The organism is Allohahella marinimesophila, from assembly GCF_039538005.1.
GTDB lineage: Bacteria > Pseudomonadota > Gammaproteobacteria > Pseudomonadales > Oleiphilaceae > Allohahella > Allohahella marinimesophila.
The window spans coordinates 341,837-367,842 of record NZ_BAABBO010000007.1 but is presented as its reverse complement, the minus strand read 5'-3'; the positions used below and the strand labels follow the sequence as shown (position 1 = coordinate 367,842).

Sequence of the window (26,006 nt, the reverse complement as noted above, 5' to 3'; positions counted from 1 at the left end):
CGCTAGAGCTCCAGGCCTTTCTGGGCCTTGATGCCCTGGTCCTTGAAGGCGTGTTTGACCACCTTCATCTCGGTCACGGTGTCGGCGAGGTCGATCAACTGTTGCGGCGCGTTGCGACCAGTGACAATGACGTGCTGCTTCGATGGCCTGGCCTGGAGGTCATCGAGCACCGAATCGAGATCCAGATATTCGTAGCGCAGCGCGATATTCAGTTCATCGAGCAGTATCATGTCGTAGCTGTCGTCAGCGAGCATTTTCGCCACGATGGCCCACGCTTCGGTCGCGGCCTTGACGTCTTTTTCGCGATCCTGGGTATCCCAGGTGTAGCCCTGACCCATGACGTGATAGTCCACATTGGGAAGATTCTTGAAGAAGGCCTGCTCTCCTGTGCTGAAGGCACCTTTGATGAACTGAACGACGCCGACCTTCATGCCGTGCCCAAGGGCTCGCGCCACCATTCCGAAGCCAGAGCTACTCTTGCCCTTGCCTGGCCCAGTCAGCACGAGCAGGACACCCTGCTCTTTCTGCGCATTATCGATGCGCGCCTGCATGATTTTCTGTTTGGCAGCCATGCGACGCGCATGGCGTTCCGGGGTTTTGGCGTCTTCACGCATGTCCTGTTTCTCCTGTTTGAGTGTTGAGCGGCTGACCGCGAAAGATAGCGGCCACCAGTTCTGGTGCTGAGGGAAAGTAGCCGTGGAAATAACTGGCTGTGAGCCCGCCTATCCGGAATACCGGCTCTGCTTCGGCACCAGCCAGCTTGCAGGCATGCGCCAGCGGCTGGCTGGGCGTGTCTAGTACGGAATGATGATAGGTGTGGCCACGGAGTTCATGGCCGTTGAGCTTCACGCTCTGGAGCCCGAGGGCCGTCAGTTTGTCGGCCATTCGTGCTTCACCTGGCATCAATCCCAGTAGTTCGTGCCGACGACTGCTCTTGTCTACCAGGACCTGCGTGCAATACATCAATCCGCCGCATTCAGCGAGGATGGCTCTGCCGTCTGAATGAAATGTCCTGATGGCCGCCAGCATGTCCTTGTTAGCAGCCAGCGTCGTCCCGTGTAGCTCTGGATAACCGCCTGGCAGCCAAAGGGCATCAACTATCGGCAGTACCCGGTCGATCAGTGGCGAAAAAAAGTGCAGTTCGGCGCCCATTGCCCTCAACAAATCCAGGTTGGCTGGATATATAAAGGCAAAAGCTGCGTCGCGGGCTATGGCAATGCGGACACCTTCCAAAAGTCGGGGTGCCACTGCGGGTGCTTCCGCTGTCAGACTCACCTGAGCCGGCAAGCGGTCGAGTCCAGCTTCAGCCAGCACCGCAGCTGCGGCATCGAGCTTCGCATCAAGGTCGGCCAGCTCACTCGCCTGCACCAGTCCGAGATGCCGATCGGGTATCGACATCGCGTCACTTCGCGGCACTGCGCCCAGCAGACTGATGCCTTGAGACAGGCTCTCTTCGAGCATGGCAGCATGGCGAGCACTGCCGACACGATTGGCGATGACTTCATGAACCGGAACATCACTACGAAAGCTGGCGAGTCCAAGTGCGACGGCACCAAAGGTTTGGGCCATGCCTCGGGCATCTATGACTGGAATCGCGGGAATGCCTGCCAGTACCGCCAGATCGGCACTCGATGGATCGCCATCAAAGAGCCCCATGGACCCTTCGACCAGGATGATATCGGCATCGCGTGCCGCTTCTGCCAGACGCCAGCGACACTCTGCCTCCCCTGTCATCCAGGGGTGCAACTGGTAGACTGGCTGTCCGGAGGCCAGCGCCAGCACCATGGGGTCGAGGTAGTCAGGCCCATGTTTGAATACCCTCACCTTTCGGCCCGCATTGCGATGCAGCCGGGCAAGTGCCGCGGTGATCATTGACTTGCCTTGACCCGAGCCCGGCGCGGTGATCAGTGCTGCCGCAGCCTCGCCGGCTATATTGTTTGACGTGCCTGTACGCTCATCGCTCAAGATCTTTTCCTCTCAGGACGGTCACTCACCGGCATGAAGACCTGTGACCCATTGATTTCGGCACTGGCCAGACGCTGACCATAGAGACGTTCGAGCGCCCCCGTCACCAGAATACTGTCGGCCGGGCCCCAGCAGGCTTCTCCGTCCGGGTACAGCAACAGAATATGATCGCACCAGCGAGCAGCCAGATTCAGGTCGTGCAGGCACAGCACGATCGCTCGGCCACACTCCGCCTCTTCGGCCAGCAGGGCCATGGTTTCAGTCTGGTGATGCAGGTCGAGATGGTTGGTTGGCTCGTCGGCCAGCCAGATACCCGGTGCCTGCGTCAGCACGGTCGCGATAGCTACTCGTTGACGCTCGCCGCCAGACAGGGTGTGTAGCAGACGATGCTGCAGATGATCCACATCGAGCCGAGTCAGCGCTGCGGCCGCCAGACGAACATCCTCCGCCTGCTCCATCTGCCAGGGCGACAGATAGGGATGCCGACCAATGAGCGCAGTCTCCAGCACAGTGGCCGGAAAATCGTCATGACGCTCCTGAAACACCAGTCCGAGCTTGCGGGCGACAGCACGACGGCCAAGGGCTGCCAGTGGCTCTTTACCCAATAGCACCTGGCCCGAACGCGGGGTTCTCAGTCCGGCCAAGGTGTGCAGAAGCGTGGTTTTCCCAGCACCATTGGGACCAAGGACGCCCCAGATCTGTCCGGACTCGACCTCGAAGCTCAAGGCCCTGCCATCGGAGCGGCCCGGAATATCAATGATCAGATTTTCGACTGACAGGCGACTCATCATCGGCTCCTGTGCAGGAGGATCAGAAAGGCAGGTACGCCGAGCAGCGCTGTAATCACGCCAACCGGCAACTGCTCTGGCGCAATGACTGTGCGTGCGAGTGTGTCTGCCAGCGTCAGAAGGATGCCGCCGGCCAACGCGCAGGCAGGAAGAATCAGACGCTGATCATTGCCCAGCATCAACCGAAGCATATGTGGCACGACCAGACCGACAAATCCGATGCTGCCTGCTGTCGTGACGGCCACCGCAGTGAGCAGACTCGCGGCCACATAGATGCCCCACTCCATTGGCCTGACAGCTACGCCAAGCGCCGCTGCCTGCAAGGGGCCTCGCGCCAGGACATTGAGGCTGCGGCCGAGGGGAATAACGCAAACACAGGTGGCTAGCAGGATTGCAAGCGCATACCAGGGTGTTCTGGCGTACGAGAGATCGCCCATCAGCCAGTACAACATGCCCGGGAGTCGGCTCGCGGGGCTCAGCGCCAGCATCAGCGTGATCACAGCCCCCCAGCCTGCGGCCACGACCACGCCTGTCAGTAAAAGGCGCGATGGCGTCCAGCTGCCGCTACCGTGAGCCAATCCGAAGACCAGCATCGTCGACAACAGTGCGCCGGCAAAGGCGGATCCGGACACGATGAAGCCCCCCATACCACCGATCATGGCGAGAAGCGCACCAACTGCAGCTCCCCCGGATATACCCAGCACATAGGGGTCGGCCAATGGATTTCGTAGTAGCACCTGCATCAATGCGCCGGCTACCGCCAGTAATCCACCTGTCGCAAAGGCAGCGAGCGATCGGGGCAGGCGTAACTCCAGCACCAGCGTTTTCGCCAGTGCATCCCCGTCTTCAAATATCGCAGCCTGAATATCCGCTAGCGGCAATGACGAGCTGCCTACCAATACCGATAACAGCAGTGCGAGTACCGACAATATCGCCAGGATAGCCAGCGGGAGAATCATCCTGCGCATGGGCATGGCTCAACGACGGGCACGCGCTTGCTCCAACTTTTCACAGACCACCTGACTGCCCTCAAGCAGTCTCGGGGTCGGCCGCTGGATGAGCGATGGTGGTACGAAGAACAGGTTGTCCTGTTTCACGGCTTTCAGATGTTCGTAGGTCCCCCAGGGCGTCAGCCATTGAGGATTTTCCTCGCCCATGCCACCGGCGATAATCACTTCGGGATTGCTGGCGAGTACCGCTTCGATATCGATCCTGGGTACGAGCCGATCGAGACCGCCGAACACATTCCGGCCACCACAGAGCGTCAGTACTTTGCCGATCAGGTGCTCATCATTCACGGTCATCAGCGGCTCATCCCACACCTGGTAAAACACCTCGACGGGCGCAACATCCTTGTAACGCCTGGCCAGCTCAGCAATTCCCTCGCGGAAATGTGCGGCTACTGCGTCTCCCTCGGACGCCGTACCAAAGAGCAGTGCGAGACGTTCTATAGCCGTGGCTACGCCTTCGAAATCTCTGGGCTCGATGAAGAACAGGGTTAGCCCAAGTGCTTCAAGCTTGTCCACCTGCTCACTCGGGTTGCCCGTAGTCCAGCCAATCAGCAGGTCCGGCTTCAAGGCGACGAGTGCCTCGAGATCGAGCCTGGTATGACTCCCCACTGACTGAACCTGCTTCGCAGCAGGCGGATAGTCACTATGCGAGACCACCGCGACCACCTTTTCCCCCGCACCGGCGGCATAGACCAGCTCGGTAGCGCCAGGCGACAGCGTCGCAATGCGAGCCGCAGGCGCTTCGATACAGACCTTGCGGTCCATATCGTCGACGGCGCAGCGCTCTGCTGCCAGCACCGACGGCACCGCCAAGGTCGGCAGAAGCCCGACAAGTCCTGCCAGAGCCAAGCTGAAAGATGTCGACATAACCAGGCTCCGGGGTTTAAGAGGGACGGCGACCAGGTGGTCACCAGCGTTCGCCTTAGTGGAAATCGTATTGTACCGTCAGCAGCGCCATACGCCCCGCATTGATGTAATCGAGACCGCCAAAGCGTCTTGCCGTAGCGTACGTCTTGTCCAGCACGTTTTCGACGGTGACACGTGCAGTCCAATCCTGGGTGAAGGCCCAGCCGGCTCTGAGATCCAGTGTGGCAAAGCCCGGTATGCGGTCTTCATTGTCCGCGTCGTCATAGCGATAGCCCTGGGCTTTCACAGTCGCGCCGACATAGGCGGCGGCGATGTCACGATCGACATCGAGCCGCAACTGTTTGCCGCTTCGGCGCCGAATGCGGTTATCGGTGGCGAGATTACGTGGATCCATGAACGAGGCGGCCGCCTTTACGGTCCAGTCACCGAGCTCAGCGCCGGCGCTGAGTTCCAGGCCACGTATCCGTGCTTCGTCGACATTGTAGGGTGCGAACACGCCGCCCTGTGACACGAAGGCAATCAGGTTCTCGACGTCGTTTTGATACACTGCGACGTCCCAGAACCAGGAGTCGTAATGGCCACTGGCGCCAACTTCATAAGCATCAGCGGTTTCGGGCTCGAGCATGGCATTGCCGAAATCCGGAAAATACAGATCATTGAAGGTTGGAGCCCTGAATGAGGTGCGATAGCTTGCTCGTAAACGGTGAGCCTCATCGAGCGCATAACCGAGCGCCAGCGCACCAGTATTGTGGCGGCCGTACGCCTCGTTATCGTCTGTTCTCAAACTGAGCTGGATCTCTGGTGCACCGAAGTCCAGCAGTACCATGCCGAATATTGCAGCGTTATCGCGACTGCTTTCTGCGTAGTCTGTCGTACTCTCGACCTCATCCACGAGGAACTCGCCGCCGACGATCATCTGATGAGCGCCGACATCGATATGATTCTCCCAGCGCGCGCTCTTCGTCTCGGTATCGAAGGTCGTCGGTGCTTCATCATCAAGCTGGTTATCGCTGTCGTCGAGCGACTGCGCCAGCTGAAGTCGACTGAGCCAGGTATCGGTGAGTGGCGCATCCAGTGTGAGCGCAGCCGTCTGAACGGCAAATTCCGTTTCCCCGCCATCGAATGCCGACTCGCCTTCTGCTCTAAATAGCAGAAGGTTGGCACCGTAACCGTTCTCCAGAACATGCCCCAGTCTTGCGATACCGGAGTTATTCTCATAACCTTTGTGATCCCCGCCTTCTGCGAGTGCCACACCGTCAGTCCGGAACTGATTGGCGGCCAGGCTGAAGTGTGTACGCCCGTATTCCCCCGCCAAGCCCGCGCCGAGTTTCGTCGTGTCATAGTCCCCAGCGCCGAGATTCACCCAACCTTCCGGTGCTCCGCTCGCTGAATGAGTGAAGGCCTGCACCACCCCGCCAACCGCATCGGCACCATAGAGCGTACTGCGAGAGCCGCGAACGATTTCGACCCGTTCAAGCATTTCAGGTGGGATGAACGCCCAGGGCGCGCCTCCAGCGGTTGCTGAGCGTACGCGAACACCATCGAGCAGAAGCACGGTAGATTCGCTGCCAGTGCCACGAGTGAAGACACTGGTCGACTTTCCGAAACTGCCATTGCCTGCCACATCGACCCCTGGCTGACCACGCAGCAGACCGGAGAAACCGAGAGGCTGCTGACGCGCTATTTCATCTTCATCGATAACGGTCACTGACGACAGACTTTCGCCCACCGTCTGGTTTGATAGATTGGCGGTGACCACCATAGGCTCGAGTCTCAGCCCTTCAGTGCCTTGCGCAGGGGAAGATTCGGCAGTGGCTGTTGCAGAGAGGGAACAGAAAGAAATGCCTGAAAAGGCGAGGACAGGAAATCTGGAAAACTTCGACATGGACAATACTTACCCAGCTAAATCGTGCACGCCCGCACGATGGTGTCTAAAGCTACGGTGGCAAGTATGGCGGGCTTGTTGCGAACTGAGCAGCGGGCTCGATTGCACCCACCAGACCATTGCCCACCGCAACGCATGGTGATGACATCGCTGAGTCTTCCCTTTGGGTAGACAGCAGGATGCCTTGCTGACAGGCCGGTCTCCGGGCTCTTGAGCAGACGCGAACGTCCTCCACTGATCACCTTCCCATACCTGCGGTACAGTGGTGCATTTGATCAGGGTTAACTCAATTACCGTTGCGGGGGCAGCGCTGGACTAATCTGTCGAATCGACAGAGGCACCAGCTTCCCGTTTCACCCTCATACGCATTGCATGAGGACACCTGAAAGTGCGGCAAGGCTAACAACGAGTTCATGTGGGGTCAATCCAAATATGAGCGTTCAGCTGATCATCGCGCGCTCATATCGGCCAAAGGGATGAACCAAGGCCGAATTTTCAACCCCCTGCCTGATAGTCCGGACTATCCCCCTGCCATAGACTTCTCCTTATCTCGGTACACCCATGCGGCAGGGTCTCACTCAGTAGTTCGCCTCAGGTCGCCTGCTCACACCTTGGTATTGCCACGTCGCAGGGGGCGCTTCCAGCGCTTCCTTTTTTTCACCTCATGGAAGAGGTCACGGTACTGCTCGTCCATCAGCCATACAATGCGCCCAAACAACAAGCGCTTGCTCGACCCATTCGACAAGTGGCAGGGAGGCATTGCCTTGTTCGGATTGCATATGATCAGGGAGCTCAGCGCTCCAATTGTCGATCTTCGGCTTCGGTCTTACGATCAAAGCCTCATGTATGTCGTCATGGCGCTCAGCTTGATGCTCGCTGGCGGATCGGCAGCGCTGGCAGAGACGCCGCAGGCCACCATCGCCTTTCTCAATCCGGCCACTCCCGACAACATCTTCTGGAAAAAAGTCACCCGCCTCATGCGCCATGGTGCCGACCAGCTGGGCATGAAGCTTGTGGTGTCTTATCAGAGCCAGGAAGATATCACCAGTCGATTTTCCTACGTGAACGCGGCGACTCAGGTCCTGGAGGGCAGCGAACGGCCAGACTATCTCGTTTTCCTCAATATGCGGGATACGGGGCACCGCATATTGAAACAGGCCGAAAAGGCCGGCGTCAAAAGCATGATCATTCTGAGCGATATTCATGAGGATGAGCGACGGCTATTCGGTGAGCCGCGAGAGAAATTCCGCCACTGGATTGGTCATCTAGTCTCCGACGACCGCCAGGCCGGCTATCTGTTGGCTGACGGACTGCTTGATGTGGCGCAGCGGTAAGATCCTCAGAGCGCAGTGGAAGTCGTCGGTATCAACGGCTCCATAAACGGAACCGCTGCCGAGCTGAGAGCCCAGGGTTTGTCCCTGGCGCTAGGTGAATATGAGCACGCCAGGCTCAAGGCCCTGGTGAACTCCAGAACCTGGTTGAGGGAGGATGGCAGAGGGAAGGCGCTGGTTCTACTTCGCAGACATCCGGGAACGAAGGTGGTCTGGGCAGCATCTGATAGCCTGGCCCTCGGTGCAAGGGATGCGGCACGGGCGATTGGCGGGGCGAACGTGGCAGACATCATCGGTGGCATCGACTGGACCGATGAAGCCCTCGAAGCGGTCGCTAACGGACAGCTCACACTGTCAGTCGGCGGTCATCTGCTCGAAAGCCTCATTGCCATGGTGCTGCTGCACGATCATTTCAATGGACTCGATTTCAACCGCGACCCTGGTTCACGCTATCTCACACCAATGGCTATCGCCGATCGCAGCAGCGCCTCGATTCTGCAGCAACGCATGGATGCCGATCTTCATTCAGTCGACATTCGGCGTCTGTCAAAGGTCAGGAACCGTCAGCTGCGCAGATACGATTTCAGCATCGACAATATCCTCGAACTACCTGAGGCCAGCGTTCAGTGAAGCATTGGCTCAGACTGGCGGCCCGCGATCGCCTGGCCTGGCAGCAGGCACGCTATGCCATGTTCGTGGCCTTTGGTCTCGGTGCACTGATGAGTGGCGCTCAACTGCTGACTGACTATTATCGCGAGCGCACACAGGTCGAAACCACCGTGGTCCAGGCGGTGGCGATCATGCAGCGGCAAGCTGCTCGGGCAATCTTCGATATAGACGCGGATCTGGCGGTAAATGTCGTCGAAGGATTGCTTGAATATCAGCCGGTATTCAGTGTCGAGCTGAGGGATGCCTTCGGTGTGATGCTACTCTCCAAGGAGCGTGCCTCGCAGCCTCGTGGCGACGGCACCATTGCGCGCTGGCTGTTCGGTGATATGGAGGAATATCGCGTACCACTCAGATATTATCCTGACGAAGCGCCCATCGGTGAACTCAACGTTGTCATGGATAGCACCGTGCTGGCGCAAAATTTCGTGTCGCGTGCTGTAGTCACACTCACCGCGGGCTTCCTGCGTAACTGTCTGCTGGCACTGGTGCTCTGGCTCTTGTTCTATCTCACGCTAGCACGCCCTATAGTAGCACTCGCGCAGCAGGTTGGCGCCGTCAGCACCGATGCACCAGAGACCATCGAGGGTGTCGGCAAAGGGGTGAATCGCAGAAACGAGCTTGGCCTGCTGAGCTATGCATTGAACCGGCTCCTGGCCGGCTTCGCCACGAGTCTGAGACAGCGCAAGGCAGCCGAACAACAGTTGCGCCTGCATCAGGAAGCACTGGAAGCGCGCGTCGCAGCGCGCACCACCGAGCTCGAGGACGTCAACATTCGCCTCGCACGACAGTGCGAGCTGGCGCAGAAACGCGCGGATGACTCGCGACTGGCCTGGCGGGCCGCGCATCAGGCGAACGCAGAAAAATCCCGATTCATTGCTGCCGCAAGCCATGACCTCAGACAGCCATTGCAGGCACTTCAGTTTCTGCTTGGCGCAATGAAAAAGCATGTGCATGGGCCTGAAGGTCAGAAGCTCTATTGCAACACTCTGGTCTCCGCCAACAGTCTGCAGGAGTGGATGAATACCTTGCTGGATATCTCCCAGCTCGAGGCTGGCGTACTGAAGGTCGATCGTCAGCCTGTCGATATCGGCCTACTGATGCGATCCGTAGCCAGCGTCTGCCAGACTCAGGCGGCTGAACGAGGGCTGGAGATTCGAGTGAGATCAGGGGGCTACTGGGTAGATTCAGATGCAAAATTATTGCAGCGCGTCCTGCTCAACCTCGTGACGAATGCCATCAAGAATACTGTGGACGGTGGTGTACTCCTGGCTGCACGCAAACAGGGCTCGAGGTTGCAACTTCAGGTGTTCGACACTGGCGTAGGCTTTGAAGCCGAAATGGGAGAAGAGATCTTCGAGGAATTCAGAAGCTTTGGCAGCGAGCCCGGGACCGGCATCGGACTGTCGATCGTCAAACGCGTCTGCCAGTTGCTGGAACATCCGATTCGGTTGCGATCCAACTGCGGTCGGGGGAGCTGCTTTTCGATAGAAGTGCCTGCGGCAGCTGCGCGTAGCGAGCCCCCGCCCCTGCCCCGACTCAATGGACAGCGAATCTCTGATATGAGGGTGCTCGTGGTCGATGACGACCCGCAGATCCTGCGCGGACTTGGTGCATTACTCGAAAGCTGGAGCAACGTGGTGCTATTGGCCTCGGGCGCCAGACAAGCCCAGGAGATCAGCGCTGGCGGCGTCGACCTCATCATCTGTGATTACCACCTCCACGGTCATGGCGCTGGTATTGGACTCATCAAGACGATTCAGCAAGGTCATGGCCAGGACATTCCCGCCATCCTCATTACCGGTGATACCCGGCCAGACCTGCTCAAGCGATTCGCCTCCAGCGGTCTCGTCGTATTGCACAAGCCGGTATCGCCTCCACGCCTCAGGGCTGCCTGCAATTACGTGCTCAAGCAGCGGACTTCTGTTCCGGTTTAAACCAGGCTCATATCCTGCGCCACACGGGCCGCTTCAGTGCGGTTGCGAACGTTCAGGTCGCGATAAATGCTGTTGCAGTGCGTCTTGATAGTGCCCATCGAGAGACTGAGCCGGCTGCAGATTTCCTTGTTCCGTAGCCCCTCCGCCAACAGTCTCAACACCTCGACCTGTCGACGACTCAAGCTGGCTGCTGGACCGGCGGTGCCGATTGGTATCGTAGAATCGGCGTCGCCACGGGCCGCCAGGAGACTGTGAGGAAAATAGCTGCCGCCAGCGAGAATGAGCTGAATGGCACGAATGACGACGACGGTTGGCCCTGCCTTGCAGATGTACCCCTGAATCTCATGAGCCAAGGCACGTCGCATCGTCTCGGGCCGGTCATCCCCAGAGAGGATGGCGACCGGCACTAGTGGATAGCGCTGCTGCAACTGGCCCAGAAGATCGAGACCTGCAACATCGGGTAGCTGAAGATCCAGCAGCAGCAGATCGATTTCCGGTTCATGTTCCAGCTGCTGCCAGACCTGCTGCCCGCTCGCGGCCTCATATAATCGCGCCTGAGGATAGACATCCTCGAGGGCTGCCATCAAACCGGTGCGAAACAGTCCGTGATCATCAGCGATGATGATATTCATGCGCGCTCCCTGTGAAAACTGCTGAATTGATGCAGCGGCTACAGTACACCAGCGCGCCTGCGCAAACCGTGTATGCGTCAAGTTTGACGCTGAAAAACCTGGCTGAGTTTGCGCACCTCAGGGTGTATAAGTCCCATCGCAAGCCGCTGCCACTGCGACTCGGTGGCAGGCAGGCCGAAGCGCAGTGCCAGCGGCGCTTCGAACAGACGCACGAGTATGCCCAGGCGAGCCAAGGCATTTGCGATGGGCGCAGCCTGCTCGTGACGAATATATCGGAAAAGTGAAGTGCCACCAGCTGGCGGCAATCCATGGCTGCCAAGCAAGTCGTGCAAGCGGGCGCTGGCGAGCTGCAATGCCTGATCCGTCTGCACCTGCCAGCGCTCGTCTTCCAGGGCGCGCGCCATGATGTAGCGGGTGGGCCCGCTCAGGCACCAGGGCCCCAGCAGCTGATCGAGCTGCTGGCAGAGTTCCGGCCGAGCAAGCACAGCGCCAGCCCGAACTCCAGCCAGACCAAAAAATTTCCCGAGCGAGCGGAGGATGATCAGACCTGGCAAATGGGTATGAGCAGCCAGCGATTGGGACGCATGACTACTCACAAAAGCTTCATCAACTATGAGCCAGCCACCGAGTTCTGCAAGATGTTTATGCCAATGCAGCAGACGCTGCGGCGGTACCACCTCTCCAGTTGGATTGTTCGGTTGTATCCAGATGACGACATCCAGCTGGTCCAGCTGTTGCTCTAGTGTATTGGTGGTAAAGGGCACGACTTCATGCCCGACCGCAGCCCAGCAATGCGCATGCTCCTCATAGCCGGGTACCGGGATACCGACCCTGCAAGGCCTTCGCAAGCGAGGCAAGGCCTGAATGGCCGCCTGACTGCCTGCTACCGGCAGACTATCGGCGTCATCTGGCAGAGACGCCCAGCGTCGAATCACATCACGCAAGCCGTCATCATCCTCTGGTAGGCGCTGCCATAATGCGAGCGGTAGAGGTGGCACCGGCCAGCTCACCGGATTGATGCCGGTCGACAGATCCAGCCACTCGTCGAGCGGAATACCCCACTGCCGTGCGGCGGTGTTGAGCCGTCCACCGTGAACTGGTCGTTCACTCATTCAGGCGCCACCTGATTGCAGGTAAGCCATGAGCGCAGCGACTGCCAGCGTGATTAGCCACAGCGCGACACCTCGTTCAAGCAATCTGATCGCGGCGAGCACAGTTCCGGCATCGGGCCGCGGTCCTTTGCCGAGCACCGGACGCTGCTTCAGCCCAGTGGCGTATGGTGCTGGACCGCCGAGCGACACGCCCAGGGCACCTGCGCCAGCCGCCATGACTGGTCCGGCATTAAGACTGTCCCAGGCTGGCGCCTGCTCACGCCAGGCGGTGAGCGCAGTCGCTGTGTTGCCGAGAACAGCATAAGTCAGCGCCGTCAGTCGCGCTGGTATCCAGTTCAGGCCGTCGTCCAGACGAGCAGCACAGCGGCCATAGAGGAGGAAGCGTTCGTTGCGATAGCCCCACATGGCATCGAGCGTATTGACTGCCCGGTGCAGCACGACACCTGGAATGCCCGCCACGAGAAACCAGAACAGGCTCGCGAATACGGCGTCTGCCCCGTTTTCAAGTACTGATTCGGTCGCCGCACTCGCAACGGCTGACTCGTCAAGACTATCGGTCTGTCGACTGACGATGCGAGCGAGTTGCTGACGCGCAACAGGTAGATTGCCTGCCTCAAGCGGTTCGGCAACCGCCATGGCATGTTCGCGGAGACCACGCAAAGACAATGTCAGCCAGAGCACGATAACGTCAGTCATAACGAGAATGTGAGCGGGTAACAAAAGTACGGCCAACACGGCCACCAGCATGAGCGGCGCAAGCAGGGTAGCCACGGCAAGGACGCCCATCAGCAGCGGCTGGCGTAAGGCCTTCGGCTCAGCGTGCGATGCCGGGTTGAGGCGCCGTTCGAGCCAGTTCGCCGCGCTGCCAAAGCCGACAAGCGGATGGAAACGGCGCGGCTCGCCCAGCCAGTGGTCCAGCGCTACCGCTGTCAGACACACCAGTACTGAAATAATGAAACCGCTCAACATTGTCGCCACCTGGCCCCCAGAGTCTGCGCATGATAGCGATTTCGGGCGAGGAAGCCAGCCCAGGGCACTCCGTAGGTTTGCTATTTCAGCTTGAGTGGCAAGCCTGCAATGGACATCAGCACGTGATCGCACTGACTGGCCAGCGCCTGATTGAGCCATCCAAGCTCATCGCAGAAACGTCGGGTCAGCGGCTCCATCCCGATAGTGCCCAGACCAACTTCGTTACTCACGATGATGATATTCGAAGGATAGTCTTGCAGGGCTTCAAGAAAACCGGCCCGCTCAGCGCGGAACACCTCATCGCCAGCGAACATCAGGTTGCTGAGCCAGAGACTCATGCAGTCAATGAGGAGGCACGGCGGCTCGACCAAGCCTGCCTGCTCGCCAATCGTGCGAGACAAGGTAATCGGCGTTTCACTCAGGCCCCAGGCCTCCGGCCGCTCGGCGCGATGTTGCGCGATACGGGCTGACATTTCCGCATCACCTGCACTGGCAGTGGCCACATACACGACGGCCTGACCACTGTCAGCGGCGAGACGTTCGGCGAGCGCTGTTTTGCCCGACCGGATACCCCCAAGCACAAGGGTGTTGTTCATAGAGCCTCCATCACGACCATGGTGAGCGCATAATGGTATTCGCCGAGACGGTCATCAGCTTCGCACTGGCTCACCCCAACCGATATCGTCTGCTATGGCGCCGAGAAATACTCGACGATCTGAACGCCCCGTCAGCCGAGAACGCTGACCACAGCGCATGGCAGACTACTGGAACAGCAGAGCCTTCATCTTGCGTTCGCTATAGCCATACACGACGCTATTATCAACCTGCAGTACAGGCACGCCACGTCCGCCGAGCGCTTTGAATTTTTCAAGACCTTCGGCCGAAGTTTCGATGTCGTACTCGAGATACTCGACACCTTCCCGATCCAGCAGATGTCGGGTTTGGGCGCAATAGCTACACCAGGATGTCGCGTACAGAATGACTTCACCGGGATCGGCTGCCATGGCCGGAGGTGGCCGCAGCAGTTCCTGAACGGTATCCCAGTGCTGATAGACCACTATCGCCAGAACCAAAAAGCACAATTTTTTCATAGGATCCTTCCAGCCATATCGAATAACGGCGCGAGTGTACCATTAACAATTCGTCACGATAGTGATGAATCTCACTGCCTGTAACGAATTTCTGCCTGCCTGCCCGCAAACCTGTCCGAAAGTAGGGGCAAGAAGGTGGCGACCAGCATGAACAGGAACAGACAAGTCAGCAGGCCGCCAGTAAAGACGTTAGGATAAAGAGTAAATGGTGCTGGCTCGAATTGTTCGGCTATGGGCACATCGACCAGCCAGCCGCCAGCTTGCTGTGATGGCGACTTGAACAGTACACGCCCGTTTGGCAGCACCACGACTGAAGGCCCGTTATTGACGACATGCACCATAGGCAGCCTGTTTTCGACCGCACGCAAAATGGCACTATGAACATGTTGATAAGGCTGATGTGTGGCTCCGAACCAGCCATTACTCGACAGCGCAAGCAGGAGCCCCCCTGGCCCTTCCCCGGCTGTAGCTACGGCTTTGGCAGCGAAAGCCGGGAAGACCGTTTCATAACAGATCAAGGGGACTAACTGCACCTCGTCATCTGTGAACACCTCATGGGCATCCCCTGCCGCTATCTCATTGAGAAAGGCGCCCAGAAACTGCTCGGCCTGTGCTTTCACAAACGGCACATTGCTGACCAGTGGTACATATTCACCGAAGGGAATTCGCATCACTTTCCGGTATCGCCCAACTTCTTCGCCCTGGGCATCAATCATGACCGCAGTATTGAATTGCACAGAAACTGCCTGCTCATCAACGCTTGGGCGAGTCTCGATATCCTGAAATACCAGCTTGACGTCCAGCTCATCGACGGTGTCAGCAAATGCAGCCTGAACAGCTGCCATATCGAAATAGCCCTTGTGACGTGCTTCGGGCCACACCACGATGTCGGCACCTGCAGCCGCAAGGCGCTGAGTCATTTCGAGCTCGGGGGGAAAGGCTCGACTATAGCCAGCATAGATTGGCGGAGCCTCCAATGTCGGCTTTTCATTCGGCTGTACCAGCCCGAAACGGACCGTCTGCTGCTGGGCCAGCACATCATCCCACTTCAGCATTGCGTGCCAGCCGTAAGCGAACCACAGCAGCACTAGCGCAGCAGCTGGCAGCATGAGCCAGGACCGGTGTTCGCGAATCAGGCATCGAAACAGCATGCAGTTGACGATGGCAATAATGAAGTCGAGCCCGCTGACGCCGACCAGCGCTGTGGCCTGCAATGCGATGATGAAGCCACTCTGACTTTCGCCAAGGCGGACAGGAAACAGCATGGGGAACACTGCACACAGTGTAGCGGCAACCACAGGAAACAGCAGGAGATCATGCAGCCGCGTGCGCTGCCTCAACCAGCCAAACAACAGCATGATGAACGCTGGTAGCTGTGCGCCATACAGCCAGAACAGACAGGCCCAGGCGAGGCTTTGGAAGACACCATACCCTTTCGACAGCATGATAAAATCGATGATCCAATAGGACACGCCCATGCTGAATACAAGGCCGGCCAGCATGCCAAAGACGTAGCACTGCAGCAGGGTCGAGCGTCCGATAACCAGCAGTAGCGGAACGAATGCGAACCACATAAGGAAGAATAGCGTGGGATACAGCAGCGGTAGCGCCAGCAGGATACCCGACGACAGGGCAAGTACACCCGCGGGCAGTGACGGTGGACGAGTCAGCAGCTCGCTCACTGCCTGTCCGGCAATATCTGGCTGAAGCTGGCGTTGAGCTCAGCCAGGCGGGCCTGTTTTTCCTGTGTGCTCAGGGCAGCATCTTCGTTAATGTCCCGCCGACTCAGGAGATAGGATTGCAACAGCATCTTCCTGCCAAACAGCGCCCGGACATCACTCTCATCGAAGTGTTGATGCTGTAACGCCGTCTGCTCTGCGAGCGCAGCTCTGGCACTCAGGGCTTCGAAGCGCTGCCGCCCTTCTCTCGACATGTGTCCATACCGGTAATAACCCTCTACGAGGTGCGAAAGTCGTTCACCCGACTTGCCGGGGAAGTTTTTCCGGACAAGTAGCCCCGCACGCTCGAGATTGTCGCTATCGAGGTGATCAGGCAGTGTATTGGTGGCTGTTTCGAGCAGATCGGCCAGATCAGCATCAACAATCAACCGACCTTCACCATCCAGCCTGGCTGTTTGCAGAATATCGCCAAGCGGTCTGAAGTCGAAAGACCAGCTATTTGGCGAGATCGGGCGCTTTCCCGGTGTTGGCTCAGGCTGTTGCCAGTTGAGGTCATATCTCAGTTGATCCTGCCGACCTGTTTGCGCCAGATAGAGCGCCAGCACGGCGAGCGTGAAGACAATGGCGAGCGCAGCAAGTCCTCGCCTTGGTGGCGTCAATATCAAGCAGGCCAGCCCCTAGTTGATATCAGAGACATCGCCAAGTGGCAGATGACTCACTTTCTCGAGTTCACGGCTGTCGAAATGCTGCCGCATCAACGCAGCAATCTGCCTGCGCTTTTCATCTTCGCTCAGTGCGGCGCTGACCACCCGCTGCTTGTCTGCCATGAAGCTGTTGTAGCGCTCGTTCCAATCCCGGATCCCTGTAGTCTGCTCGAGATGCTGACGCTCGAGCTCGGCCGCCCTTTGCAGCTTTTCCTCGGTTGAAAGAGCCGGATCCTGCTCGATACGCTGACTGTCGAACATGTAGCGGGCATTGGCATCAGTCGTGGCAAACAGCGACTCAGCGACTTCGCTGCCGAGATAGAGCTCGCGCAGGGCCTGCAGCTCCTGATACTGCATCTCATGGTCATCTACACTCTGAGCTTCGGCATCGACGACGTAGGCGCCATTCTCACTCCCATACAGCTCGTTGAATTCGGCTTCGGCCTTGAGAAGCTCGGCGTAATCTCCCACGATACGGGCAGTCTGCTCTCCGGCCTTTCCAGGCAGACGCTCCCGAATAAGCCCCTGCAAGGCATCAATCTGACTGGCGGTCAGGCTCACGTCGCCATCGCGCAGCGTCGCTTCCAGCGCCAGAAGCGCATCATGATCAGTAATGACATCACCATTGTCGTCGAGCTTTACAGCCTGAAGTGCCTCAAAGACGGATTCGGGTGTGAACGGCATCGCGGTTGACGGCGTCTTGCGCTCGGACGACATGCCCGAAGTCTCCTTGCGCTGGTCCGACTCCCATCGCCACACAGCGGCTATGGTATCGGTTTGCGGTTGATCCTGATCGACTTTCTGCGAGCCGACCGTGTCTGCCACTGATGTAGCTGAGCCTTCATTCGAGCCTGAATCGGCATCAAGATATACCACCGCGGCAACCGCTATCAAAGCTGCACCGATCAGGAGAAGAGAAATCAGTAGCGGGCTTGTCTGTTTTGCTGGCATGAGACCATCCTCAAACGGCGCGTGCGGGCGCGGATTCATTCACGACAGGCACGCCTGCGCCGAATATCTCATCAGCCAACAATACCTCCAGCATGGGAGGCTTCAGAAATCGGGCGGACGGCGCAATACCATGAATGGCACTATACGATTTGGAAAAATGCGCTGAGCTCGCGAATCCTGCTGCGAGCGCGGCACTGGTGATCGACTCACCGAGCGCCAGGTGAATGACACCCACGAAAACCCGGTAACGAAGCCGATAACGTGTTATTGGAACGCCGATCTGTTCCTTGAACAGTTTTTCGAGACGGGAAGCTGACAGATGCACTTCAGCAGCAAACATCTGCACGCTCAGGTTTTCGGAAACCGTTTCCCTGATTCTCTGTATAACCGAAACGATTCGCGGATCATATTCACGGAATATAATGCCTTCAAGTTCTGGCGGCATAAGGTATTCACGAAGCATGAGTTGAGCTTCACCTGGTGGAAGTCCTGCCTCGCGGATGTGCAATAGCCGCTTGATCAGCTCCGCTTCCTGGGGATGACCGTAATGCAGGCAGTCTGAAACACGAGTCATGACGCTTTCGAGAGCGGCATGGTCCTGACTCAGCGCTGGAAGATAGTAGATGGCCACCACTGCGGCACTGGTGTCGAGATTGAGACTCGCAAAGCTTGTCCCGGCTCTCAGCAGCACACTGCGGGTTAGCAGGTTCTGGCCATTTACCTGGGTGATGATCATGTCGCCTTCGAGACTGACGAGCAGTTTGTCAGACACTACCGAATGCGAGCGATAGGCAATGCAGGTAGCCCCAAGGAAGAGAAGCTGATTACTCCAGATATACAGCTTGGCACTTCCCGGGCTTGAATCCATGTCTTGCTCTAAGGCATCCGCTTAGTAGGTACAGGTATCACGATACTCGGAAATTGCACTGTTGCCTGCGTGGTTGGGGCCACAAAGGAACTGCTGATAACGGGTATCCTTGTCGATGAATCGCTTCATCCATGATACACCATACTTACCTAGCAAGCCGCCATTGCTGCCACCACCATTAGCACAGGAGTGACTGCCGTTGTTGATCTCGAGAAAGGCCTTATCAGTGCTGGCTGGAATCCTGTTGTAGAACGGTGAGGCATGGGAGCCGACTGGCGCCGTCGAATCATTTTCACAGGCAATGATCATGGTCGGTGTTTCGATCTGATCAAAGGGATTACTGCCCGAGTGCCAGGGCGCGAGCGGAATGGCAGCGCTGAGTCTGGCGCCTGACGCCAGCCGCAGTGCTCCGCCCCCACCCATTGACCAGCCCATCGCACCGACTCGGGTGCTATCAACCATGCCCGAGATGGCGCTAGTGCTACTGTTGCTCTGACTGATCACATAATCGAGCGCACTGCCCAACTGGGTAGCGCGACTTGCCGGCTGATCAAAGCTGGAATTGGTGGCAATGGTGATCACGACGAAGCCGTGTGAGGCAAGACGCGGCCCCCACCAGGCGATGGATGATTCAGGAGCCGCAAAACCAGGCACGATGGCAATGGCGCCCATCTTTCCGGTGGTATTGCTTGGGTAGTGGATCGTGCCACCACCGAAGCCGTTCACCGATCGTGATACATCGATAGTGCGAACACTGTACGGCCCACTACTCGCTTCGAGATAGCTTGAGGTCGGATCAGGGCCACGCGTGAAATCGCAGTCCACCTGGCAGGGTTCGGGATTCGGGTTGGGATCTGGATCGGGGTCTGGGGTCGGCGTAAAACTCCAGGCGCTGGCCGAAAAAAGAAGCGCACTTGCGGCGACCGTAAAACGGTCCATAACGGTATTCATCATGAGAGTAACCTGTCGTAGTTGTAGTTGGTTTTTGGTACATCGACGATCAGCATCAAAGCTAACAGACCCCCGCCCCTGCTACTTTCACGATTTGGCACATAAAGTGGAACTGGTTCACATAAAGCGCCCATCATATCGTTAGAGAACTTGAGATCTGCCTCGTGGTTTTATAACCGTTTTGCGCATTGGAAGTGGCGGCACGAAGGTGTTGGCATTACGTCTGATCTGAGAAGCTTAACCGGTCTGGTATAGTAGTGAGATAGCGATAGAGCGTGGAAGGACTTGGCCGGCTTTGATTGTCTATCTGGATCGCGGTAGCTGCCGACGCTACGAGCCAGACAGGGCCCGTCGGGTCTGGTATAGTAGTTTCAATCCAAAACAATCAGCGCCGCTGCCGGTACATCCGCACATCCCAACCACGGTATCGTGTCGTCTCAAAGTCCGAGAAGCCTGCCTTCTCTGCCACGCGGATGGAGGCCGTATGGGCTGGCGCAATGATGGCGATGATGGATGACAGCGCCTTCTTCCCAAAACCATAGGTCAGCACTTCAGAGGCAGCTTCCGATGCCAGTCCTCTGCCCCACACCGATCGCGCCAGGCGATAGCCGATTTCCACGTCCTGGCGCTGATTGATGGTCACGCAACTCAGGCCACAGAAGCCGATCAGGGCCTGGGTGTCGAGATCGACCAGAGCCCACTGGCCGAATCCGTGCTGGCTGTAAGACTCCGTGCAGGCATTGATGAACCTCGTGGTCGCTTCGGCGCTCAAAGGCCCGTTGATCGAGTACTCCATCACCGCAGGGTCACCCAATATGGGTGCCAGCCGCTCTGCATCGTCAAAAACGAATTCCCTGATGAGCAAACGGTCCGTTTCGGCGATTATCATGGTGATCCCCTCCCCTGTCCTGAATAGCCAGGTATCTGGCTAACTAGCCAAGCCTCGATAACTCGATGAACAGTTGAACTCGATGTTGAGAGGCTTCCGACTCTAGAATGTCTGCATACGTGGGCTGAACGAAGCCGCCCTTCCAAAGGGCGAGTCCGAACAGAAATACCAATGCACTCACCGACTGACGCACTATACAAGACTCCGGGGGCTCCGATGGATTTCAGATTTTGCCCACCTACGATAGTCCAGCTCGGTAGCATTGCAATAAACTACGGCAATTCAGCTATTTACTATGAAGTCTTCAAGGGCGTTGTAGCCCCTTCACCCACGACTGTGGCCCACAATCGCACTTCAAAACCAGTCACCAAGCCATGCTCGAGATAAGGATCAGCCAGCGCAAACTGCTTCGGCACTTCAGGGGTGTCGCACTTGAACAGCAGCATGGCTGCGTCAGCCGGATCCGCCAGCGCACCAGCCAGTATAAGCTCCCCGCGAGCCTGAGCCGCCCAGGCATGGGCCAGGTGAGCCTGACGGAATTCGTCTCTTCGCTCGAGGTAGTCAGGTGCGAGATTGTAAAACATCATGTAATGCATAAAACCCTCCTTAGTCATGGTCAGGCAGCACTGCCTGCTGCCAGTCGTGCGAACTGTCAAGAAGCAGGATATACCCTGCCTTCATGAATCATGGCAAGTCTCACAAGCCAATTCCCTTCTAAAAGATAACGACTAGCGTGGTGGTATTGAATAGGTACCAACGGCATGAGCCACCGGTGCATCAATGCCTTCCGAATAAAGGCTCACCTCGCCAACGGCCAGCGTTTTCCCCAGCTTAATGAGGCGGCACTCGGCAATGACATCGGCGTCTGGTGACGGGCGGCGTAGAAAATTGATGTTCAGGCTTGTGGTCACGGCAAGCGGCACCAGACCAATTTCACCAAGAATGGCCGCGTACAGGGCAATGTCCGCCATGCTCATCAACACAGGCCCGGCGACAGTCCCGCCTGGTCTCAGCTCGGTCGGGGTGACCCGCTGCCGGATGACTGCCCCCATATTGCCGACAGATTCTACAGTGCAGGTAACGTGGGGGAATTCCGCGTTGAAGAAGGTGGTCAATTCATCGAGAGTCAACATTTACAGCTCGCAGGTGATACTTCAGATAAGGCTTGAAAAAAGATAGAGACAATACAGCACTGCCAATACGACGTGAGGAAAGGCTACCGTGGGCCGAAGTGCCTGACGAGCATACTCCGCCATGAGGCTGGCCGTATCTCCCCGTGTCCTGTTGTATTCGCTATTGAACTGGAAGGGCACTCTGCCGGGGCTGTCGGCCGCTGGTTCCGCCGCTCTGTCTGCCGCACTGACTTCAATCTGCAAGAGTCGAACTTCGATTCTGGCCTGGAAGGTTTTCCAGATAGCATCCTGCAGCCAGACAATGATGACGAGCGCCAGCAAAAAGAGGCCCGGCGCGCCAACCATCAGTGCCAGAGCGACTAGGGCAATATTGCCCATCTTCAGCAGCAGCGAATACTTCTCGTAGCTATCGAACTGGTTCTGCAATAAACACCACTCAGTACCGAGGGCCTCTGACCCTGCGGAAGCATCCACCCTTGACGATCGCATGAAGCTCACTGCTGACTGGTTACGTATTCGAGGATCTCGACAACCTGCTCGGGCGTAGTCGCCCAGGCCATCGCGGCAGCATCGACTTCTTTCAGTGGGTGCACGATGCTCTCGTCATGGAGGGTGATGTAAGGGACGTCGAGTGCGGCGCAGAAGCCAGCATCGAAGGCAGCGTTCCACTGCTTGTACTGCTCTCCAAAACGCACGACGGCAAGGTCGCAGTTGGATATCAAGGTCCGGATTCTGATCGCATTTACTTTGGCAGAGCGGTGGTCGCGCCAAAACTGATTCTCGGCCTTGCCGAGCACATCGCCGGCGCTATCACTGGCCTCATGATCCGTCACCGCCGACGTAAAACTCACCGGAAGATTTCGGGCTTCACAGCCATTCATGAGTTGTTGTCGCCAGTCCGTATGGATCTCGCCTGAAAGGTAAACGGTCCATTGCATAGGGTTGTCCTTGCATCAGCATTGGAAATATTAGATTAAGTCCTCATCTCCGCCCATACGGTCGGTCAATGATGAGGATTGGTATGCTATCGCCCAGTAGCTTGCATTACCACAGGCAAGAAACCCTTCGAGCGCATGTCGTCAAGCCCTTCAGACTATGATCCGCATCAGGCGGTTGCTAAATCCGAGCCGGCGTCACTGCAATCCGGTTCGGGTGAACACGTCGTGGCCCCTTTACCAGCGGCCAGGTCTGCCGACTTGCGACCTGCCGGAATTCACCCATACTTTCAGGGTATGTCCTCTGGTAGTCCGAGTGAAATATCGAGCACTGATAACATTCCTGCTTCTTTTCCAGACCATGTCCAGCGCGTTGGCCAGTGAGGTTCTACTCGAGCCTTCGGTACAGCGGCTGCAGCTTGGCCATCACACCTATTTCTGGAAAGCAGACACAGACACAGCGACAATTGAAGACGTGCTGAAGCTGGCGCCTGAGCAGTGGACCTTCAACGGTCAGAGCGGTCTCAGCTTTGGCTATGTCGAAACGCCCTATTGGATACGCACATCGATTCGAAACCCGGACGACGTCAGCCGTGACATGCTGCTCGAGCTCAGCTATCCAGTGCTCGACCATGTGGAGCTCTATCAGATCAGCGACGGTGAACTGGTCGCTGACTACCGCACCGGCGACAAGCTGCATTTCGTCGAGCGTCCGCTTCATCACCGAAATTTCCTGTTCCCAGTCAGGCTTGGCCCCCATAGCCAACACGACATCTATTTGCGCGTGCAGTCCACGAGCGCCCTGCAGGTGCCACTCACGCTCTGGTCACAGACGGCCTTCGACGTAGCGGATCAATCGCGCCTGTTGTTCGAGGGTATGTATTACGGCATTGCACTCGTGATGTTTCTCTATAACTTATTCGTGTATCTTGCTGTTTCTGAACGAAGATTTTTATACTATATCGGCTATATCGCCTGCATGCCCTTGTTTCTGGCGAGTCTTCACGGCCTCGCGTTCCAGTACCTCTGGCCTGGCGGCACCTGGTGGAATGACCAGTCCATCATATTCTTTCTGAATGGTACCCTCGCCTTTGGATGCCTCTTCACCCTGAATTTCCTGTCTATAACTCAACAGCGCCATCCAATCGCCTATCGAGCTGCCGTGGTGATGATCGTGCTGTCGACCCTGCTGGTCTGTCTGTCCGTGATTGTGCCCTATCGCGTGCTTGTCGCCCCCACCATCGTGCTGGCCTTCATTTGCTGCGTGATACTGTTCGGTACTGGCGTAATCCGCTGGTGGGCAGGTGATCCCTCCGCCAGGCTATATACGGCAGCCTGGGCCTTCATGCTCTTCAGCGGTATCATTCTGGCCTTGAGCAAGTTCACCGTACTGCCTCAGAATCTGTTCACCGAAAACGCCACCCAGGTCGGCTCCGCTTTCGCCATCATTCTGTTCTCCATAGCGCTCGCCGATCGGCTGAACAAGGATAAACACGCCCTGTTTCGCGCGCAAAAACAGGCCTTCGATATTCAGGTCGAAGCCAACAACCTGCTCGAAACCCGTGTGCAGGAACGCACCAGCCAGCTCGCAGAACTGAACCAGCGTCTGCTCGAAATCAGCGCAACAGATACCCTGACGCTGTTGAAGAATCGTGGCTACTTCGATCGCGCATTCAGAACCAGCTTCGTTGAAGCCTTCCGCTACGGTAGACCACTGTCGCTGCTGATCATCGATATCGATCACTTCAAACATTTCAACGACGATCACGGCCATCTGGTCGGCGATGACTGCATAAAGATGATGGCGGCCTGTCTCAGGGAAATCGTAACCAGGCCGCAGGATCTTGCCGCACGATATGGTGGTGAGGAGTTTGTGGTGTTACTACCAGACACGCCGCTCGATGGCGCAGTGAAAGTCGCCGAGAAGATCAGGGAGCAGATTTCACAATCCGACTTCCGCGTGTCTTCAAAAACACTGCACGTCACTGTCAGCGTTGGGGTTCATACCATGACGCCAACGAGCCCCAGCGAGAGTTCCAAATTCTTTGCCAACGCCGATCAGGCTCTGTATGAGGCCAAGGATCAAGGACGCAACCGGGTGGTGACCTGGCAGGAGATCGGGTGATACCAACCCGGCCTAGATCGATTCAAAGCTGAAAGCGAGCCACCGCAGTTTCGAGATCCTGGGCAATCTCTGCCATCGCGGACGCATCGGAAGCCGTTCTTTCAACGGCTGCTGTCACGTCGTGAGACCTGGCAACAACCTCCTCCATTGTCTACTCCCGAGGATAGCAGCATAATTTGTAAGCTGCCCCAAGGCGAACTCTTGAACTGCCTGAGCTGCGCCAATACAGGAGCATGACGCCGGTTGCGATATACATCATCAGGCCGAAGGCCAACACCGTAGGCAGAATCTCAGCCCGGTCTGGTAGCAGAGCAGCCAGCGACAAGGCCAAGGCGAGATTCCGCGTCAGGGTCACCAGCAGTGCGACGCGTCGCCATGCGCCTTGCTGCTCGAACCCTGCCGGGACAGTGAAACTGAGAACCAGCACTGCAGCTGCCATCAGCGGCTCAACCGGTCCCAGAATAATGAGCCTGCCATGATCAATAGCGAGCATCACGATCAAAGCAATTATCGAAACACTCGCCAGACGCCCGCTTACGCTGGAGAGGGACCCGCTAGTCTGAGGATAGCGCTGCCGAATATACCGCCCCGCCGCCAGTGGCATCGCCATGAGCAACAGTAGATACAGGCTCACGAATGCGGTTGATGGGGCTTCGGCATACTCGATTCGCGCCAGGGACAAGGCGAGGATCATCAAAAGACTGACGATGCCAAGCACCAGGATAAGCTTCGCTGCAGAAGACGCTGGCGCCCTGGCCGCAAGCACGGAGGCACCGGTAGAGCTGCCCCCCGCGGATACAATACAGAGCGCCATGCCGGCAACTACTGAACGCGAAAACAGGTCGCGCGCAGCCACCACTAGCAGTACACCCCATGGAATGACCACGTTATAGCCAAGCACCACCCGCGCCATGGGCCAGCTCAACACGGCAACGCTGCCTGAAGTATCAGAACGGGCCAGTCCCATCGCGAACATGATGAGCACTGTGTTCATGGCGGGCCAGATCATGACGGCATCGCTCATGACAAGTGTCGCCTTATCCGGCTGACGACATGGGCTGCGTCTGCCCCGACCCCGCGAAGCGTCGCTGAGGCGTGAGAACGCTGCCACGGCACTCCGACGAAATACAGCCCCGGAAAGCTTCGAGAGATACCGCCTCTCTGCGAAGCCACTGCGGAGCGACCATCGCGCTCCAGCGAAGCGAGAAAGGCTGGCGCCTGCCGATAGCCTGTCGCCAGTACCAGGGCGTCGACGGCCTCCCTGGCCTCGCCCCAATGCATACCGTCTTCGCTGAGCCGATCAAACATGGGTCTCCAGCCAATTCGTCCATCCCTGATCGCAGCCTGATATTGCCCCTGATCCAGGACTGCTTCACTGAACTTCCAGCCGAACCAGGCACCGAGAGGTGCGCGGTCAACACCAGAAAAACGTAGCCAGAAGTGAAGATCCATCCCCATTGGTCTCTGCTGCAGGAAGACGGGTGGCTTACGTGATACCAGAATGACTTCTCGATGAGC

28 protein-coding genes and 1 riboswitch are annotated in these 26,006 nt (G+C 57.5%); of the genes, 4 read left to right on the top strand and 24 right to left on the bottom strand.

Going from position 1 to position 26,006, the window contains the following annotated elements; genetic code table 11:
- Positions 1–2: 2 nt before the first annotated feature.
- From cobO to ABD735_RS07305, 6 genes are read right to left on the bottom strand one after another with little or no spacing between them, the layout of a single operon-like run.
- Positions 3–614 carry a cob(I)yrinic acid a,c-diamide adenosyltransferase gene (cobO, locus tag ABD735_RS07330; protein WP_344804855.1) on the bottom strand — a complete coding sequence of 204 codons (612 nt, stop codon included), beginning with the start codon at positions 612–614 and terminating at the stop codon, positions 3–5.
- Entirely contained in the window at positions 607–1,965 is a 1,359-nt protein-coding gene (locus ABD735_RS07325; RefSeq protein WP_344804853.1) for a cobyrinic acid a,c-diamide synthase CobB, read from the bottom strand. The genes cobO and ABD735_RS07325 overlap by 8 nt, the downstream gene beginning before the upstream one ends.
- Entirely contained in the window at positions 1,962–2,753 is a 792-nt protein-coding gene (locus ABD735_RS07320) for an ABC transporter ATP-binding protein (RefSeq protein ID WP_344804851.1), read from the bottom strand. The genes ABD735_RS07325 and ABD735_RS07320 overlap by 4 nt, the downstream gene beginning before the upstream one ends.
- Positions 2,753–3,712 carry a FecCD family ABC transporter permease gene (locus ABD735_RS07315; protein ID WP_425548591.1) on the bottom strand — a complete coding sequence of 320 codons (960 nt, stop codon included), beginning with the start codon at positions 3,710–3,712 and terminating at the stop codon, positions 2,753–2,755. The genes ABD735_RS07320 and ABD735_RS07315 overlap by 1 nt, the downstream gene beginning before the upstream one ends.
- An 18-nt stretch (positions 3,713–3,730) precedes the next feature.
- Complete coding sequence (locus tag ABD735_RS07310) at positions 3,731–4,630, bottom strand: cobalamin-binding protein (RefSeq protein ID WP_344804847.1); 900 nt, start codon at positions 4,628–4,630, stop codon at positions 3,731–3,733.
- 55 nt (positions 4,631–4,685) lie between these two features.
- On the bottom strand, positions 4,686–6,515 hold the full coding sequence (locus tag ABD735_RS07305; RefSeq protein ID WP_344804845.1) for a TonB-dependent receptor plug domain-containing protein: 1,830 nt from the start codon (positions 6,513–6,515) through the stop codon (positions 4,686–4,688).
- Positions 6,516–6,691: 176 nt separating this feature from the next.
- Positions 6,692–6,916: riboswitch (cobalamin riboswitch) on the bottom strand.
- 303 nt (positions 6,917–7,219) lie between these two features.
- Here ABD735_RS07305 and ABD735_RS07300 point away from each other — a divergent pair.
- The 3 genes from ABD735_RS07300 to ABD735_RS07290 are packed head-to-tail and all read left to right on the top strand — an operon-like array spanning position 7,220 to position 10,449.
- A complete protein-coding gene (locus ABD735_RS07300; protein ID WP_344804843.1) occupies positions 7,220–7,849 on the top strand; it encodes a type 1 periplasmic-binding domain-containing protein in 630 nt (209 codons plus the stop codon).
- A gap of 15 nt (positions 7,850–7,864) precedes the next feature.
- Positions 7,865–8,476, top strand: coding sequence for a substrate-binding domain-containing protein (locus ABD735_RS07295; protein WP_344804840.1), 612 nt, complete (start codon positions 7,865–7,867; stop codon positions 8,474–8,476).
- Positions 8,473–10,449, top strand: coding sequence for an ATP-binding response regulator (locus ABD735_RS07290; RefSeq protein WP_344804838.1), 1,977 nt, complete (start codon positions 8,473–8,475; stop codon positions 10,447–10,449). The genes ABD735_RS07295 and ABD735_RS07290 overlap by 4 nt, the downstream gene beginning before the upstream one ends.
- Here the strand turns inward: ABD735_RS07290 and ABD735_RS07285 are convergent.
- The 15 genes from ABD735_RS07285 to ABD735_RS07215 all read right to left on the bottom strand — a co-directional run bounded on the left by ABD735_RS07285 (position 10,446) and on the right by ABD735_RS07215 (position 22,366).
- Positions 10,446–11,081 carry a response regulator gene (locus ABD735_RS07285; protein ID WP_344804836.1) on the bottom strand — a complete coding sequence of 212 codons (636 nt, stop codon included), beginning with the start codon at positions 11,079–11,081 and terminating at the stop codon, positions 10,446–10,448. The two genes, ABD735_RS07290 and ABD735_RS07285, sit on opposite strands and share 4 nt — an antisense overlap.
- A 77-nt stretch (positions 11,082–11,158) precedes the next feature.
- A complete protein-coding gene (gene cobD / locus ABD735_RS07280; protein WP_344804834.1) occupies positions 11,159–12,193 on the bottom strand; it encodes a threonine-phosphate decarboxylase CobD in 1,035 nt (344 codons plus the stop codon).
- Positions 12,194–13,162, bottom strand: a complete 969-nt coding sequence (cbiB, locus tag ABD735_RS07275; RefSeq protein ID WP_344804832.1) for an adenosylcobinamide-phosphate synthase CbiB — start codon at positions 13,160–13,162, stop codon at positions 12,194–12,196.
- A gap of 80 nt (positions 13,163–13,242) precedes the next feature.
- The gene (gene cobU, locus ABD735_RS07270; RefSeq protein ID WP_344804830.1) at positions 13,243–13,758 is read right to left on the bottom strand and encodes a bifunctional adenosylcobinamide kinase/adenosylcobinamide-phosphate guanylyltransferase; all 516 of its coding nucleotides are present in this window, start codon (positions 13,756–13,758) and stop codon (positions 13,243–13,245) included.
- 165 nt (positions 13,759–13,923) lie between these two features.
- The gene (locus tag ABD735_RS07265; RefSeq protein WP_344804828.1) at positions 13,924–14,253 is read right to left on the bottom strand and encodes a glutaredoxin family protein; all 330 of its coding nucleotides are present in this window, start codon (positions 14,251–14,253) and stop codon (positions 13,924–13,926) included.
- 71 nt (positions 14,254–14,324) lie between these two features.
- Complete coding sequence (gene lnt, locus ABD735_RS07260) at positions 14,325–15,935, bottom strand: apolipoprotein N-acyltransferase (protein ID WP_344804826.1); 1,611 nt, start codon at positions 15,933–15,935, stop codon at positions 14,325–14,327.
- Positions 15,932–16,591: a lipase secretion chaperone gene (locus ABD735_RS07255; protein ID WP_344804824.1), complete on the bottom strand. Its 660-nt coding sequence runs from the start codon at positions 16,589–16,591 to the stop codon at positions 15,932–15,934. The genes lnt and ABD735_RS07255 overlap by 4 nt, the downstream gene beginning before the upstream one ends.
- Before the next feature lie 18 nt (positions 16,592–16,609).
- Positions 16,610–17,587: a lipase secretion chaperone gene (locus ABD735_RS07250; protein ID WP_344804822.1), complete on the bottom strand. Its 978-nt coding sequence runs from the start codon at positions 17,585–17,587 to the stop codon at positions 16,610–16,612.
- A 10-nt stretch (positions 17,588–17,597) separates the two neighbouring features.
- Complete coding sequence (locus ABD735_RS07245) at positions 17,598–18,455, bottom strand: helix-turn-helix domain-containing protein (protein WP_344804820.1); 858 nt, start codon at positions 18,453–18,455, stop codon at positions 17,598–17,600.
- 21 nt (positions 18,456–18,476) lie between these two features.
- On the bottom strand, positions 18,477–19,409 hold the full coding sequence (locus ABD735_RS07240) for an alpha/beta hydrolase family protein (RefSeq protein WP_344804818.1): 933 nt from the start codon (positions 19,407–19,409) through the stop codon (positions 18,477–18,479).
- Between the two features lie 382 nt (positions 19,410–19,791).
- Complete coding sequence (locus ABD735_RS07235; RefSeq protein WP_344804817.1) at positions 19,792–20,295, bottom strand: GNAT family N-acetyltransferase; 504 nt, start codon at positions 20,293–20,295, stop codon at positions 19,792–19,794.
- Between the two features lie 293 nt (positions 20,296–20,588).
- A complete protein-coding gene (locus ABD735_RS07230) occupies positions 20,589–20,891 on the bottom strand; it encodes a YciI-like protein (RefSeq protein WP_344804815.1) in 303 nt (100 codons plus the stop codon).
- Positions 20,892–21,023: 132 nt separating this feature from the next.
- Positions 21,024–21,428, bottom strand: a complete 405-nt coding sequence (locus tag ABD735_RS07225) for a PaaI family thioesterase (RefSeq protein WP_344804813.1) — start codon at positions 21,426–21,428, stop codon at positions 21,024–21,026.
- 21 nt (positions 21,429–21,449) lie between these two features.
- Positions 21,450–21,917, bottom strand: a complete 468-nt coding sequence (locus ABD735_RS07220) for a hypothetical protein (protein ID WP_344804811.1) — start codon at positions 21,915–21,917, stop codon at positions 21,450–21,452.
- 5 nt (positions 21,918–21,922) lie between these two features.
- Positions 21,923–22,366: a YtoQ family protein gene (locus ABD735_RS07215; protein WP_344804809.1), complete on the bottom strand. Its 444-nt coding sequence runs from the start codon at positions 22,364–22,366 to the stop codon at positions 21,923–21,925.
- Positions 22,367–22,679: 313 nt separating this feature from the next.
- Between ABD735_RS07215 and ABD735_RS07210 the strand changes: the two genes are divergently transcribed.
- Positions 22,680–24,488 (top strand): sensor domain-containing diguanylate cyclase, encoded by a 1,809-nt coding sequence (locus ABD735_RS07210; RefSeq protein WP_344804807.1) that lies wholly within the window; start codon positions 22,680–22,682, stop codon positions 24,486–24,488.
- 22 nt (positions 24,489–24,510) lie between these two features.
- On the opposite strand, the gene ABD735_RS07205 is transcribed toward ABD735_RS07210, so the two are convergent.
- From ABD735_RS07205 to ABD735_RS07195, 3 genes are read right to left on the bottom strand one after another with little or no spacing between them, the layout of a single operon-like run.
- Positions 24,511–24,636, bottom strand: a complete 126-nt coding sequence (locus ABD735_RS07205) for a hypothetical protein (RefSeq protein WP_344804805.1) — start codon at positions 24,634–24,636, stop codon at positions 24,511–24,513.
- A 3-nt stretch (positions 24,637–24,639) separates the two neighbouring features.
- Positions 24,640–25,512, bottom strand: a complete 873-nt coding sequence (locus ABD735_RS07200; protein WP_344804803.1) for a hypothetical protein — start codon at positions 25,510–25,512, stop codon at positions 24,640–24,642.
- Entirely contained in the window at positions 25,509–25,946 is a 438-nt protein-coding gene (locus tag ABD735_RS07195) for an NAD(P)/FAD-dependent oxidoreductase (RefSeq protein ID WP_344804801.1), read from the bottom strand. The genes ABD735_RS07200 and ABD735_RS07195 overlap by 4 nt, the downstream gene beginning before the upstream one ends.
- Positions 25,947–26,006: the final 60 nt, after the last annotated feature.